Annotated in this window: 15 protein-coding genes; 10 read left to right on the top strand and 5 right to left on the bottom strand. The window is 67.9% G+C overall.

What is annotated here, in order from left to right; all coding sequences use genetic code 11:
* Window positions 1-128: 128 nt before the first annotated feature.
* Window positions 129-1577 carry an ammonium transporter gene (locus QPR87_RS18050; RefSeq protein ID WP_230999260.1) on the top strand — a complete coding sequence of 483 codons (1449 nt, stop codon included), beginning with the start codon at window positions 129-131 and terminating at the stop codon, window positions 1575-1577.
* A gap of 85 nt (window positions 1578-1662) precedes the next feature.
* Here the strand turns inward: QPR87_RS18050 and QPR87_RS18045 are convergent, their stop codons facing one another.
* Window positions 1663-2664, bottom strand: coding sequence for a polyprenyl synthetase family protein (locus QPR87_RS18045; RefSeq protein WP_285050680.1), 1002 nt, complete (start codon window positions 2662-2664; stop codon window positions 1663-1665).
* Between the two features lie 75 nt (window positions 2665-2739).
* Here QPR87_RS18045 and QPR87_RS18040 point away from each other — a divergent pair, with 75 nt between their 5' ends.
* Genes QPR87_RS18040 through QPR87_RS18030 form a run of 3 tightly spaced genes read left to right on the top strand, consistent with a single transcriptional unit; the run spans window position 2740 to window position 3926 of the window.
* Entirely contained in the window at window positions 2740-2952 is a 213-nt protein-coding gene (locus QPR87_RS18040; RefSeq protein WP_010398258.1) for a putative signal transducing protein, read from the top strand.
* Entirely contained in the window at window positions 2945-3703 is a 759-nt protein-coding gene (locus QPR87_RS18035) for a tRNA1(Val) (adenine(37)-N6)-methyltransferase (RefSeq protein ID WP_285050679.1), read from the top strand. The genes QPR87_RS18040 and QPR87_RS18035 overlap by 8 nt, the downstream gene beginning before the upstream one ends.
* A 58-nt stretch (window positions 3704-3761) precedes the next feature.
* Window positions 3762-3926 (top strand): YdcH family protein, encoded by a 165-nt coding sequence (locus QPR87_RS18030; RefSeq protein WP_074810587.1) that lies wholly within the window; start codon window positions 3762-3764, stop codon window positions 3924-3926.
* Between the two features lie 98 nt (window positions 3927-4024).
* Here the strand turns inward: QPR87_RS18030 and QPR87_RS18025 are convergent, their stop codons facing one another.
* From QPR87_RS18025 to QPR87_RS18015, 3 genes are all read right to left on the bottom strand, one after another.
* Window positions 4025-4750 (bottom strand): beta-ketoacyl-ACP reductase, encoded by a 726-nt coding sequence (locus QPR87_RS18025; protein ID WP_011748316.1) that lies wholly within the window; start codon window positions 4748-4750, stop codon window positions 4025-4027.
* An 86-nt stretch (window positions 4751-4836) separates the two neighbouring features.
* A complete protein-coding gene (locus QPR87_RS18020; protein ID WP_011748315.1) occupies window positions 4837-6012 on the bottom strand; it encodes an acetyl-CoA C-acetyltransferase in 1176 nt (391 codons plus the stop codon).
* A 253-nt stretch (window positions 6013-6265) separates the two neighbouring features.
* Complete coding sequence (locus tag QPR87_RS18015; RefSeq protein ID WP_011748314.1) at window positions 6266-7093, bottom strand: EAL domain-containing protein; 828 nt, start codon at window positions 7091-7093, stop codon at window positions 6266-6268.
* 101 nt (window positions 7094-7194) lie between these two features.
* Between QPR87_RS18015 and QPR87_RS18010 the strand changes: the two genes are divergently transcribed.
* On the top strand, window positions 7195-7770 hold the full coding sequence (locus tag QPR87_RS18010) for a DNA-3-methyladenine glycosylase I (RefSeq protein WP_199766708.1): 576 nt from the start codon (window positions 7195-7197) through the stop codon (window positions 7768-7770).
* Here the strand turns inward: QPR87_RS18010 and QPR87_RS18005 are convergent.
* Entirely contained in the window at window positions 7748-8302 is a 555-nt protein-coding gene (locus QPR87_RS18005; RefSeq protein WP_041529924.1) for a TlpA disulfide reductase family protein, read from the bottom strand. The genes QPR87_RS18010 and QPR87_RS18005 overlap by 23 nt on opposite strands.
* A 22-nt stretch (window positions 8303-8324) precedes the next feature.
* Between QPR87_RS18005 and argH the strand changes: the two genes are divergently transcribed.
* The 5 genes from argH (at window position 8325) to QPR87_RS17980 (ending at window position 14014) form a co-directional block, all read left to right on the top strand.
* Window positions 8325-9734 carry an argininosuccinate lyase gene (gene argH, locus QPR87_RS18000; RefSeq protein WP_230999255.1) on the top strand — a complete coding sequence of 470 codons (1410 nt, stop codon included), beginning with the start codon at window positions 8325-8327 and terminating at the stop codon, window positions 9732-9734.
* On the top strand, window positions 9731-9898 hold the full coding sequence (locus QPR87_RS17995; protein WP_199766707.1) for a hypothetical protein: 168 nt from the start codon (window positions 9731-9733) through the stop codon (window positions 9896-9898). The genes argH and QPR87_RS17995 overlap by 4 nt, the downstream gene beginning before the upstream one ends.
* Window positions 9879-10154 (top strand): DUF2834 domain-containing protein, encoded by a 276-nt coding sequence (locus tag QPR87_RS17990; protein WP_104493598.1) that lies wholly within the window; start codon window positions 9879-9881, stop codon window positions 10152-10154. The genes QPR87_RS17995 and QPR87_RS17990 overlap by 20 nt, the downstream gene beginning before the upstream one ends.
* A complete protein-coding gene (lysA, locus tag QPR87_RS17985; RefSeq protein ID WP_104493597.1) occupies window positions 10154-11419 on the top strand; it encodes a diaminopimelate decarboxylase in 1266 nt (421 codons plus the stop codon). Before QPR87_RS17990 ends, lysA begins: the two co-directional genes overlap by 1 nt.
* A gap of 90 nt (window positions 11420-11509) precedes the next feature.
* Window positions 11510-14014, top strand: coding sequence for a DUF4175 domain-containing protein (locus QPR87_RS17980; RefSeq protein ID WP_285050678.1), 2505 nt, complete (start codon window positions 11510-11512; stop codon window positions 14012-14014).
* The last annotated feature ends 75 nt before the right edge of the window (window positions 14015-14089 follow it).

The following is a 14089-nucleotide window of genomic DNA, read 5'->3' as shown; positions in this document are numbered from 1 at the left end:
CCCTTATTTCGGGCAGACGAGGGGCGGGCTCGGCCGAAAGCTGCACAAACCTTGTGCCCGGGCGGGGGCGGCGGGTTTTCTGGCCGGGACATGGAACTGCTGCAACGCAGAAAGAAGGTGCAGGAAACATGATGAGACCTACCGCGATCAAACCCATGATCCCGGCGCTCGCCCTCCCGCTGATCGGGCTGGCGATGCCGGTCCTGGCGCAGGATGCCGAAGCCCCGGCGGCAACCGTCGAAGCCGTCGTCGAGGCTGTTGCGCCCATCGTCGACAAGGGCGACACGACCTGGATGATGATTTCGGCCATCCTGGTCATGGCCATGTCCATCCCGGGGCTGGCGCTGTTCTATGGCGGGCTGGTGCGCGCCAGGAACATGCTTTCGGTGCTGATGCAGGTCTTTACCATCTTCTGCATCATGTCGATCCTGTGGGTCTGCTTCGGCTATTCGCTGGCCTTCACCGGCGCCGGTTCGGCCGAGGAGGCGACCTGGCTCACGCCCTTCATCGGCGGCTTCTCCAAGGCGTTCCTGGCGGGCGTCGACAGCTCGTCGCTGGCCGAGACCTTCACCACCAATGTCTATGTGCCGGAATATGTCTTCATCATCTTCCAGATGGCCTTCGCCTGCATCGCGCCGGCGCTGATCGTCGGCGCCACGGTCGAGCGGATGAAATTCGCCGCCGTGCTGGCCTTCGTGGTGATCTGGTTCTTCTTCTCCTATCTGCCGATGGCGCATATGGTCTGGTGGTGGGGCGGCCCCAGCGCCTTCGACGCGCCCGGCGGCTTCCTGTTCGGCCACGGCGACCTGGACTTTGCCGGCGGCACGGTCATCCATATCAACGCCGGCGTCGCCGGCCTGGTCGCCGCGCTGGTCGTCGGCCCGCGCCTTGGCTACGGCAAGGAACTGATGGCGCCGCATAACCTGCCCTTTACCTTCCTGGGCGGCTGCCTGCTGTGGATCGGCTGGTTCGGCTTCAACGCCGGCTCGAACATGGAAGCCACCGGCACCGCCGCCATGGCGATCCTGAACACCACCGTCGCCACCGCCGCCGCCGCGCTGGCCTGGGCCTTTGGCGAGTGGCTGTTCCGCGGCCATCCCTCGCTTCTGGGCGGGGTCTCGGGGGCCATCGCCGGTCTTGTCGGCATCACGCCCGCCGCCGGTTTCGTCGGTCCGATGGGTGCCATCGTCATCGGTCTGGCCGCCGGCTTCCTGTGCATGTGGTTCGTCGTCAGCCTGAAGGCCAAGCTGGGCGTGGACGAAAGCCTGGACGTGTTCGGCATCCACGGCATCGGCGGCATCGTCGGCGCCATCCTGACCGGCGTCTTCGCGGCGCCGTCGCTGGGTGGCTCGGGCCTCTACGACTATGCGACCGAATCGGTCGTGGCCGGCTACGACATTGCCGGGCAGGTGATGACCCAGACGCTGGGCGTGATCGTCGCGGTGACCTGGTCGGCCGTGGTCTCGTTCATCGCGCTGATGATCGTCAAGGCGGTGATCGGCCTGCGCGTCTCGGGCAATGACGAGCGGCAGGGCCTGGACGTCACCACCCATGGCGAGAGCGCCTATAACAACTGAGGCAGAGCTTCAGGCAAAGGAAAAGCCCGGCTTTGCGCCGGGCTTTTTCGTTAGGTGGGGCCTGGCGTTGCGCGGGGCTTGGCGATCAGGACAGGCGCGAGACGACGAAATCCGCCAGATCCGCCAGGATCCTGCGCAAGGGCTGGTCGGGTGCGGCTTGCAGCGCCGCCTTGGCGCGCTGGGCCCAGGCGATGGCATCGGCGCGGGCGGCCTCCAGCGCCTCGCGGCGGCGCAGGATCTCCAGCGCGGTGGCCAGGTCGGCTTCGTCCTGCTGGCCCTGGCCGATGGTCCGTTCCCAGAAGGCGCGCTCGACCTCATCGGCGCGGGCGATGGCCTTGATCACCGGCAGCGTCAGCTTGCGCTCTCGGAAATCGTCGCCGACCATCTTGCCGATGGTGCTGGTCGAGCCGCCGTAATCCAGCAGGTCGTCCACGATCTGGAAGGCGATCCCCAAGGCGTCGCCATAGTCGAACAGCGCCCGCTGCACCGCCGGGTCGGCGCCGGCCACTACCGCCCCCGCCTCGGTCGCGGCCGAGAACAGCGCCGCCGTCTTGCCGCGCACGATCTGGATATAGGTGTCCTCGGTGGTCGAGACATCCTGCGCGGCGGTCAGCTGCAGCACCTCGCCCTCGGCGATGGTGGCGCTGGCATTGGCCAGGATGCGCATGACCTGCATGCTTTCCGTGTCCGCCATCAACTGGAAGCTGCGTGCGAACAGGTAATCGCCGACCAGCACGCTGGACTTGTTGTCCCATAGCAGGTTGGCCGTCGGCCGGCCGCGCCGCTGCTGGCTTTCATCGACCACGTCGTCATGCAAGAGCGTCGCGGTATGGATGAACTCGACCGCCGCGGCCAGCAGGATGTGGCTTTCGCCCGCATAGCCGCAAAGCCGCGCGGCGGCCAGCACCAGCATCGGCCGCAGCCGCTTGCCGCCGGCCTCGACCAGATGCGCGGTGACCTCGGGAATGCGGGGGGCGTGGCGGCTGGCCATGCGTTCGCGGATCAGCGCGTTGACCCGGTCCATATCCCCGGCGAGTTCGGCCGACAGCCGGTCGAGCGGCTTGGAGACGTTTTCGTTCATGCCCATCAGCGATCCCCTTTCGCCGCAAGCCATTGCCATGCCATGGACACATGCGCAACAGCCGCGTAACTTTCCCGTGCCATGAAAGAGCTTCTACGCACCACTGACCCGCTTCTCATCACCCGCGCCGCCGACCTGCTGGCGGCCGAGGGCATCCAGTCCTTTCCGCTGGACCAGCACATGAGCGTGCTGGAAGGCTCGTTGGGCATCCTGCCGCGCCGGCTGATGGTGGCGGATCGCGACCTGTTCATGGCGCGGGCCATCCTGCGGGACAATCGCATCCATCATGACTGAGCTGCGCGAGGACGGATTCCTCGGCGGCCGCCTGCGCATCCTCCAGCCCGCGCGCGGCTATCGCGCCGGGGCCGATGCGGTGATGCTGGCCGCCGCCTGCCCGGCACGGACGGGTGAATCGGTGCTGGAACTGGGCTGCGGGGCAGGGGTGGCGATGCTTTGCCTGGGCGCGCGGGTGCCGGGCCTGCGGCTGGCGGGGCTGGAACTGCAACCCTCCTATGCCGAACTGGCGCGGCAGAATGCCGCGACCAATGCGATCGCGGCGGAACTGCATCAGGGCGATCTGGCCCGGATGCCTGCCGCCCTGCGCGAACAGGGCTTCGACCACGTCATCGCCAATCCGCCCTATTTCATCGGCGGCTCGCCGGCGCCCGATGAGGGGCGTGGCCGCGCCCGGCACGAGGTGACCCCGCTGCCGCTGTGGATCGAGGCCGGGCTGCGCCGGTTGCGGCCGGGCGGCTGGATCACGCTGATCCAGCGCGCCGACCGGCTGGCGGCGATTCTGGCCGCGCTTTCGGACCCGGCCGGAGCGATCACAATCCTGCCAGTGACAGCGCGCGAAGGGCGCGAAGCGGGTCGCGTCATCGTCTGCGCCCGCAAGGGTGCGCGGGCGCCGCTGCGCCTGCTATCCCCCTTCGTCATGCATGCAAAACCGTCACATTCGGCCGATCAGGAGGACCTGACAGAAGCCGCGCAGGCGGTTTTGCGCGGGGGTGCGGCACTTTCGCTCGGGCCCCCGAATTTTCGGTGACAATATGACAAATCTGTGCTGCAATCCCTTGGTTCGATCAATCCAAGAGGAGGACGGAATGTCGGTTGAATCCCATGTGCAGGAGCTTCGCCGTAAACATCAGTCACTTTCGAGCGCCATCGAGGCCGCACATCGCAGCCCCGGCACGGATGACCTCACCATCGCCCAGATGAAGAAGGAAAAACTTCGCCTCAAGGAAGAGATCACGCGCCTGTCGCATTGACTGCGACGCGGGCGGGCCCGTCCCGCCCGAAGGCCAACCCATGGAATGAGAAACGGCCCGCGAGATCTCGCGGGCCGTTGCATGTCAGGGGTGGCGGATCAGACGAAGAACTGGCCGCCGTTCGCGCTGATGGTCGATCCGGTGATGAAGCCGGCATCGTCCGAGGCCAGGAAGACGACGCAACGCGCGATCTCTTCGGGCTCGCCCAGGCGGCCGACCGGGATCTGGGGGATGATGCGTTCGTTCAGCACCTTCTCGTCGATGGCGCGGACCATCTCGGTGCCGATATAGCCCGGGCAGATCGCGTTCACGGTGATGCCGGCGCGCGCGCCTTCCTGGGCCAGCGCCTTGGTGAAGCCCAGATCGCCTGCCTTGGCCGCCGAATAGTTCGCCTGGCCGGCCTGGCCCTTCTGGCCATTGATCGAGCTGATGTTGACGATGCGGCCGTATTTGCGGTCGCGCATGCCGGACCAGACCGGATGGGTCATGTTGAAAAGCCCGGTCAGGTTGGTGTCGATCACCTCTTTCCACTGCTGCGGCGTCATCTTGTGGAACATCGCGTCGCGGGTGATGCCGGCATTGTTGACCAGCACGGCGATGGGGCCCAGTTCCTCCTCGACCTGCTTGATGCCCGCCGCGCAGGCGTCGTAATCCGCCACCGACCATTTATAGGTCTTGATGCCGGTTTCCTCGGTAAAGGCGCGGGCTGCATCGTCGTTGCCGGCATAGTTCGCCGCGACGGTGTAGCCTGCCTCTTTCAGCGCCTTCGAGATCGCTGCGCCGATGCCGCGCGAGCCGCCGGTCACAAGGGCCACTTTTGCCATTTCTCGTCCCCCTCTGAAAATGGTCTTGAAATTGTGTTACCGAACCGGGCGAGTGCGCGCAAGATAGTTGCGCGCACCTTTTTCGATCAGGGGCGTTCAAGGCACAGGGCGACGCCCATGCCGCCGCCGATGCACAGCGTGGCAAGGCCCTTTTTCGCGTCGCGGCGCTGCATTTCGAACAGCAGCGTGTTCAGGATGCGGCAGCCCGAGGCGCCGATCGGATGGCCGATTGCGATGGCGCCGCCGTTCACGTTCACGATCGAGGGGTCCCAGCCCATGTCGCGGTTGACGGCGATGGCCTGGGCGGCAAAGGCTTCGTTCGCCTCGACCAGGTTCAGGTCGCCCACCGACCAGCCGGCCTTTTCCAGCGCCCTGCGGCTGGCCGGGATCGGGCCCGAGCCCATGATCTGCGGATCGACGCCGGCGGTCGCATAGGAGGCGATGCGGGCCAGCGGGGTCAGGCCGCGGCGGGCGGCCTCGTCCTCGGTCATCACCAGCACGGCGGCGGCGCCGTCGTTCAGGCCCGAGGCGTTGGCGGCGGTGACCGTGCCGTCCTTGCTGAAGGCGGGGCGCAGCTTTTCCATCGCCTCCAGCGTGGCGCCGTGGCGGACATATTCGTCGGCATCGACCACGGTGTCGCCCTTGCGGCCCTTGATCGTGACCGGCACGATCTCGTCGGCGAACTTCCCGGCCTTCTGCGCGGCCTCGGCCTTGTTCTGCGAGGCGACCGCGAATTCGTCCTGCTCGGCCCGGGTGATGCCCCATTTCCCGGCGACGTTCTCGGCCGTGGTGCCCATGTGATAGTCGTGGAAGGCGTCCCAGAGCCCGTCCTTGATCATGGTGTCGAGCATCTTCATGTCGCCCATCTTCTGCCCCGAGCGGATATAGGCGGCATGGGGTGCCAGCGACATGGATTCCTGGCCGCCCGCCGCGACCACGGTGGCATCGCCCAAGAGCACCTGCTGCGCAGCCAGCGCCACCGAGCGCAGGCCCGAGCCGCAGACCTGGTTGATCACCCAGGCGGCCGATTCCTGCGGATAGCCCGCCTTGATATGCGCCTGGCGGCCGGGGTTCTGGCCCTGGCCGGCGGTCAGCACCTGGCCCAGGATGGTTTCGGACACTTCGGAAGGATCGATGCCGGCCCGCTCGACGAGGGCTTTCAGGACGATGGCGCCCAGCTCATGCGCCGGCAGGTTCGCAAAGGATCCCAGGAAGCTTCCGACGGGTGTGCGGGCGGCAGAGACGATTACGGCTTTGGTCATGGCGGGGCTCCTTCCCAGATGTCCGAAAGTATCGGTTACAGGACGACTGTTTGCCGTTTCGTTACCCGAGGTCAAGCGGACTTGACGGTGCGACGCCCCGGATCGCGGGTGCAGCCATGGGGTTTGCGCATGGGCTTGCGCAGGCCGGTCGGTCGGTCGGGCAATTCCCGGGTTACCGCGATATTGCCGCGGGGCGGTATCGGGCATGGCCGCCGGAAAGGCCGAGGCGATTCTACCGCCGGGCGAGACGTGCTCAGCCGCGCCGGGCAGCCGAACTGGGCGATTTCCACGGCGGCATGATGGTCGGCGCGCCGAAATAATAGCCTTGCAGGCAGTCGATTCCCATGTCGATCAGGAACGCGGCGTCATCCGCCGTCTCGACCGATTCCGCCACCGTGAACATGTCGAAATGATGCGCGATGGATTGCAGGGCCCGCGCCAGCACCTGGTTGTCGCGCTGGGTGGCGATGTCGCGGACGAACTGGCCGTCGATCTTGATCATGTCGAAGCAGAAATCGCGCAGATAGCGGAACGAGGTATAGCCCGCGCCGAAGTCGTCCAGCGCGAAGCTGACGCCCTGGGCCTGCAACTCCTGCATGAAACGCCCCACCAGGTCGGGCATGCCCATGGCCGAGCTTTCGGTGATTTCCAGGATCAGCCGCTCGGCGATGCTATCGTCCGCGGCGATGCCTTCGCGCAGGATGCGCAGCCAGGCCGGATAGCCGATCGAACGCGCCGACATGTTGATCGAAAGCCTGAGCGAGGGTTCCTCGGCCAGCGATTTCAGGCCCAGCGACAGCGAAAGGCAGTCGATCTGCCGGCCCAGCTCGGTGGTCTCGGCCAGCGGAAGAAAGTCGCGCAGCGGCACGATGCGCCCGGTTTCGTCGATGATTCGGATCAGTCCTTCGTGGAAGGCGGCGTGGTCGGGGCGATCCGCCTGCACCACCGGCTGATAGGCCAGCACTGCGTTGCCGCGCGATACCGCGCCCCGGACCGCGGTCATCGTCACCCGCGACTGCCGATCGACGGCGAAATCCAGCGGAGAGCCCATTTCCAGTCGCGAATCGATATTGTCGGTCATGCCAAGCCTCCTGTCACTGGCGGCACTCTGGCGATCATGTTCTAACATCGCGTAAACTGGACCCGCTTTCTCGACTCGAGGTTAACCGACCCTTGCCCGATATGACCGAACGCTGCGCCTGGTGCGGCTCCGACCCGCTTTATGTCGCCTATCACGACCAGGAATGGGGCGTGCCGGAATACGATGCGCGCGCGCTTTGGGAAAAGCTGGTGCTGGACGGCTTTCAGGCCGGCCTCAGCTGGATCACCATCCTGCGCAAGCGCGATGCCTTTCGCGAGACCTTTGAGGGGTTCGAGCCCGAGCGCGTCGCGGCCTGGGGCGAGGCCGAGATCGCGCGTGCCCTGCAAAACCCGGGCATCGTCCGCCATCGCGGCAAGATCGAGGCCACCGTCAAGGGCGCCCGGCTGTTCCTGGAGATCGAGGGGGGCGAGGGGTTTTCGCCCTTCATCTGGTCCTTTGTCGGCGGCCGGCCGATCCAGAACGAGTTCGCCAGCATGAACCAGGTTCCGGCCAAGACCCCGGCATCCGAAGCCATGGCCAAGGCGTTGAAAAAGCGCGGCTTCAACTTCTGCGGCCCGGTGATCACCTATGCCTTCATGCAGGCCTGCGGGCTGGTCAACGACCACATGACCCATTGCCCGGCCCACGCCCGCGTCAAGGCGCTGTCGCCTGCCTGACCAGTTCCTTGGCCGCCTCCGAGGACCAGTCGGCGCCGCCGATCAGCCGGGCGATCTCGTTGCCCTCGCGGTCGATCAGCACGGTCACCGGCATGCCCATGACCCCCATCTCGCGCGCCAGTTGCTGGCGCGGGTCGAGATGCACGGGCAGGTGGGTGATGCCTTCTTCGTCGAGGAACTTCCTGACCGCCGGGGGCGGGTTGTGGCCGGCGGCGATGGCCACGACCTCGAAATCCTCGCCGCCCATCTCGGCCTGCAGCGCGTCGAGCGAGGGCATTTCCTCGCGGCAGGGGGCGCACCAGGTCGCCCAGAAGTTCAGCAGCACCACCTTGCCCTGCCAGTCGGCCAGGCTGTGCGTGCCGCCCTCGGGGTCGGTGAAGGCGGTTGCGGGCACCGGGGTCGGATCGGTCGGCGCCAGCTTGGCCAGCCCGCCGTCATGGGCGGCCTGCCAGTCGATTTCCACGGCAATTGCCGGGCCGAAACCCGCATTTGCACCGATCAGCAGCGCCGTATAAAGAACCAGCCAACGCATTCCACCCCCCGAAGGACAAGTCATGACCGAGCAGCCCACCACCGCCAACCAGATGTGGGGCGGACGTTTCGCCGCAGGCCCGGACGCGATCATGGAGGCGATCAACGCCTCGATCGGCTTCGACCAGCGGCTCTATGCCCAGGACATCCGGGGCAGCCGCGCCCATGCCGCGATGCTCGCCGCACAAGGCATCATCAGCACTAGCGATGCCGAGGCGATCGGGGAAGGGCTGCTCACGGTCTTGTCAGAGATCGAGAAGGGCGACTTTCCCTTTTCGACTGCGCTGGAAGACATCCACATGAATGTGGAATCGCGGCTGAAGGAGATCATCGGCGAGCCGGCGGGGCGCCTGCATACGGCGCGCTCGCGCAACGACCAGGTGGCGACCGATTTCCGGCTTTGGGTGCGCGACCAGTGCGACGCCGCCATCGCCGGGCTGGACGCCCTGATCCGCGCCGCCTTGTCGCAGGCCGAGAAGGGCGCGGATTGGGTCATGCCGGGCTTTACACATCTGCAAACCGCGCAGCCGGTGACCTGGGGCCATCACATGATGGCCTATGTCGAGATGTTCGGCCGCGACCTGTCGCGTTTCCGGGACGCGCGCAGGCGCATGAACGAATCGCCCCTGGGCGCCGCCGCCCTGGCCGGCACCGGCTTTCCCATCGACCGCGAGGCGACGGCCCGGGCGCTGGGCTTCGAGCGGCCGATGGCGAACAGCCTCGACGCGGTCAGCGACCGGGATTTCGCGCTGGAATACCTGTCGAGCGCCGCGATCTGCGCCGTCCACCTGTCGCGGCTGGCCGAGGAACTGGTGATCTGGTCCTCGGCCCAGTTCCGGTTCGTGACCATGTCGGATCGATTCTCGACCGGCTCGTCGATCATGCCGCAGAAGAAGAACCCCGACGCCGCCGAGCTGATCCGCGCCAAGATCGGCCGCATCCTGGGCGCGGCGGTGGCGCTGTTCGTGGTGATGAAGGGCCTGCCCTTGGCCTATTCCAAGGACATGCAGGAGGACAAGGAGCAGGTCTTCGACGCGAGCGACAACCTGATGCTGGCGCTTGCTGCGATGACGGGGATGCTCACCGACCTGACCGCGAATCGCGAGCGGCTGGAGGCGGCGGCGGGCTCGGGCTTCTCGACCGCGACCGACCTGGCCGACTGGCTGGTGCGCGAGGCCGGGCTGCCCTTCCGCGACGCCCATCATGCGACCGGCGCGCTGGTCGCCATGGCCGAGCAGGCGGGCATCGACCTGCCGGACCTGACGCTGGAACAGATGCAATCGGTCAACCCGGCGATCACCGCGGATGTCTATGGCGTGCTGGGCGTGCATAACTCGGTCGCCTCGCGCATGAGCTATGGCGGCACCGCTCCGGCGCAGGTCCGCGCCCAGATCGCCCGCTGGAAAGAGAAACTGGAGGAGAAATCCGCATGACGCAGCATCTGCTTTTGGCCGCTTTCGCGCTGATCCTGGCGACCCTGGCCGCCTGTGGCGTCGATGGCGCCCCGACCCGTCCCGAGCCCGCCCGCGAGACCGTGCGCGAACCCGGCGTGCATATCAGCGGAGAGGCGCGTTTCGGTGTCATCACGCAGCTCTGAGCTGACGCCGCTGCGGCTGGCCTGGGCCGGGCTTGCCCTGGTCGGCCTTGTCGTGGCGTTGTGGCGGGGCGAGGCGCTTTGGCAAGGCGCCGGCGGGTCCGAACTGGTGGCGCAGGCCACGCTGGCGCTGTGGTGCCTGATCGAGACCATGCTGCGCCGCAACTGGGCGGCACTGCTGACGCTGCCGGGGCTGGCGCTGGGGATCGGCTTTGCGCTGCCGCTATATCTGTTCATCCGCTCTCGCAGGATCACCTGATGGATCACTTCAACTATGTCGATGGCTGGCTGCATGCCGAGGAGGTGCCGCTGGCCCGCATCGCGGCCGAGGTCGGCACCCCGGTCTATGTCTATTCCGCCGCCACGCTGACCCGGCATTTCAAGCTGTTCCAGCAGGCGCTGGCGTGGACCGATCACCTGGTCTGCTTTGCGGTCAAGGCGAATTCGAACATCGCGGTGCTGAAGCTTCTGGGCGACCTGGGCGCGGGCATGGATATCGTCTCGGGCGGGGAATATGCGCGCGCCAGGGCGGCGGGCGTGCCGGGCGAGCGGATCGTTTTCTCGGGCGTCGGCAAGCTCGAACCCGAGATGCGCATGGCGCTGGAAGGCGGCATCCGCCAGTTCAACGTCGAATCCGAGCCCGAGCTGGAGCTGCTGTCGCGCGTCGCCTCGTCCATGGGGGTCGAGGCGCCGATCGCCGTGCGGGTGAACCCGGACGTGGACGCCAGGACGCATGAGAAGATCGCCACGGGCAAGTCCGAGAACAAGTTCGGCATCCCCATCGCGCGGGCGCGCGAGGTCTATGCCCATGCCGCGCGCCTGCCCGGGATCAAGGTGGTCGGCATCGACATGCATATCGGCAGCCAGCTGACCGACCTGGAGCCCTATCGCCAAGCCTATGCCAAGATGGCCGAACTGACCCGCGCGCTGCGCGCCGACGGGCACCGGATCACCCGGCTCGACATGGGCGGCGGCCTGGGCATTCCCTATCGGCGCGACAACAATGCGCCGCCCCTGCCCATCGAATACGGCCAGGTGATCCGCGATGCCGTGGGCGACCTGGGCTGCGAGATCGAGATCGAGCCGGGGCGCAACATCGCCGGCAATGCCGGGATCCTGCTTTCCTCGGTGATCTATCTGAAACAGGGTGAGGGGCGGGATTTCCTGATCCTCGACGCGGCGATGAACGATCTGATCCGGCCGGCGATGTATTCCGCGCATCACGACATCGTCCCGGTGCGCGAGGCGGCGCCGGGGGCCGAGGTCGCGCCGCATGACGTGGTCGGCCCGGTCTGCGAGACCGGCGACACCTTCCAGAAGGCGGTCGAGCTGCCGGCATTGGGCCCCGGCGATCTGGTGGCGTTGCGCTCGGCCGGGGCCTATGGCGCGGTGATGGCCTCGGAATACAATTCCCGGCCGTTGGTGCCCGAGGTTCTGGTCAGCGGCGATCAATTCGCCGTCATTCGGGCGCGACCGACGCTTGAGGAAATGCTGGGACGCGATACCATCCCGGAATGGCTCTGAACGCTCATTCCCGCGCCGTTGCGACCGGGGGTTTCACACCCCCGGGCCCCCGTGGGGTATTTCCCAAACGGAAAATGAAGGGGCGTGATCGTGGATCGGGATGAGCCACGCCGGATTCGCCGGGCGGTCTGGCTGACCCGCGCCGGCATGTGGTGGGAGGCGCTGGCCGCGGCGTTCTGGCCGCTGGGCGTGCTGCTGGCCCTGGCGCTGGCGGCGCTGGCCTTCGGCGTGACCGATCTGCTGTCCTCGCGCGTGCTGTTCTGGAGCATGGCGGCGGTGGTGCTGGCCGTGCTGTCGGCCTTGGCCTGGGGATTGCGGCGATTCCGGCGGCCTTCGGCCGAGGCGGCGCGGTCGCGGGTCGATCTGACCCTGCCGGGGCGGCCGCTTTCGGCGCTGCGCGATCAGGTGGCCGTGGGTGCCGGGGACGGCGGTGCGGCCGCGCTGTGGCGGGCGCATCTGGCGCGGATGCAGGCGGTGGCCTCGGCCGCGCGGCCGGTCGCCCCCGATGCGCGGCTGCGCTGGCGCGATCCGGTCGCGCTGCGGCTGGTCGGCATGGTGGCGCTGGTCATGGCGCTGATCTTTGCGCCCACGGGGCAACTGGGGCAGGGCATCGCCGCCTTGGGCGCAACCTTCCGGCCCATGCCCGAGGTGCGTCCGGGGGGCGAGGCCGGCCCCTCATGGGAGGGCTGGGCCGAGCCGCCCGCCTATACCCGGCGTCCGACGCTTTACCTGAACGCCCTGCCAGAGGGGCAGGGGCTGGAACTTCCCAAGGGCTCGAAGCTGAGCTTCCGGCTTTATGGCGAAGGCGCCGGGATCGTGCAGGACATCGGTGCTGCGCTGCCGGGCGGCGAGCCTTCGGCGCCGGAGTTCATGGCCGAGCGCGACGGGGTCGTCGAGGTCGCCGGGCGGCGTTTCGACGTGACCGTGCTGCCCGATGCGGCGCCGGTCGTCGCACCGGGCAAGGCGCCCGAGCGGCGAGCCGACGGCCGGCTGGTGCAGGAATTCACCGCCAGCGACGACAACGGCATTGCGGGGGGGCAGGCGGTCATCATGCTGGACCTGGATGCGGTGGACCGCCGCTTTGGCCTGGCGCCCGACCCCGAGCCGCGCGAGACGGTGGCGCTGGACCTGCCGCTGCCCGCGACCGGCAGCCGCAAGCAGGTCCGCGGCCGGCTGGTGGGCGACCTGGCGCGCCACCCCTGGGCCAACCTGCCGGTGACCATCTCGCTGCAGGTCGAGGACGGGATCGAGCAGCAGGGTGTCTCGGCCCCCATGCGCATGGTGCTGCCGGGGCGGCGCTTCTTCGATCCATTGGCGGCGGCGCTGATCGAGGTGCGGCGCGACCTGTTGTGGTCGCGCGAAAACGCTGCCCGCAGCGCCCAGGTTCTGCGCGCGGCGAGCTGGCAGCCCGACGGCTTCATGGAGGAGGAGCTTTATCACGGCCTGCGGGGTGCCGTCGGCACGCTGGAAGCCGGCAATCTGAGCGAGGAGGCGCGCAACAAGCTGGCGCAATTGCTGTGGGACGCGGCCGTCGCGCTGGAGGATGGCGGCCTGGCCGATGCTCTGGAGCGGATGCAGCAGGCCCAGGAGCGGCTGTCCGAGGCGATCCGCAACGGCGCCAGCCCTGACGAGATCCAGCGGCTGATGGACGAGCTGAAGCAGGCCACCGACGATTATCTGGACATGCTGGCCCAGCAGCAGGGCGAGGATCCGGCCCAGCGTTTCGACCGCTCGGCCCAGAGCCGCCAGCAGATCACCGGCGACCAGATCCAGCAGATGATGGACGAGATCCAGCGCCTGATGAACGAGGGCCGCATGGCCGAGGCCCAGGAACTGCTGGAGCAGTTCAACCGCATGATGCAGAACCTGCGGGTGACGCAATCCGAAGGGGGCGAGGGCGGCCGCCAGCGTCCGATGAACCGGCTGGCCGAGACCCTTCGCGACCAGCAGAAGCTGGCCGACGAGGCCATGCGCCAGATGCAGGACCAATACGGCCAGTGGCAGCAGGGCCAGGAAGGGCAGGGCAGCCAGGACAACCAGCAGCTCGCCGACCGCCAGCGCGAGTTGCGCGAGGATCTGGGCCGGCAGCGCGGGTTGCTGCCCGGCCGCGGCACGCCGCAGGGCGAGGAGGCGCGTCGCCAGTTGGACGAGGCCGGCCGTGCCATGGAGGATGCCGAGCAGTCCCTGCGTGAGGGTGACGCCGCCGGCGCGATGGAGCGCCAGGCCCAGGCCATCCAATCCATGCGCGAGGGGATGCGCGCGCTTGGCGACATGATGGCGCAGGACCGGCAGCAGGGGCAGGACGGCGAGCCGCAGCAGGGCGGGCAGCAGGACGGTCCCGAGGGCCCCTCGGGCGATCCGCGCGGCCAGCGCGGGCTGGCGCAACCCTACGACCGCCGGCCGCAGACCGATCCGTTGGGCCGGGCGCTGTCGGGCGACGGCGGCTCGATCACCTCGGGCGATCCGCTCGCTGAGGGGGGCGATCCCTCGCGCAAGGCCCGGGAATTGCAGGACGAGATCCGCCGCCGCACCGGCGAGCGCGAGCGGCCGCGCGACGAGCGCGACTATCTGGGCCGGCTTCTGGAGAATTTCTGAACCGTCGCAGGAAGGTCCGCGGCCGGCGTCGAACCGGCCTGCATGGGGTGCCGCGTCACGTCAGCAGGGCCGAAA

This window comes from Paracoccus sp. SSJ, from assembly GCF_030234105.1.
Lineage (GTDB): Bacteria > Pseudomonadota > Alphaproteobacteria > Rhodobacterales > Rhodobacteraceae > Paracoccus > Paracoccus denitrificans.
This window is presented reverse-complemented; position numbering and strand designations above follow the sequence as displayed.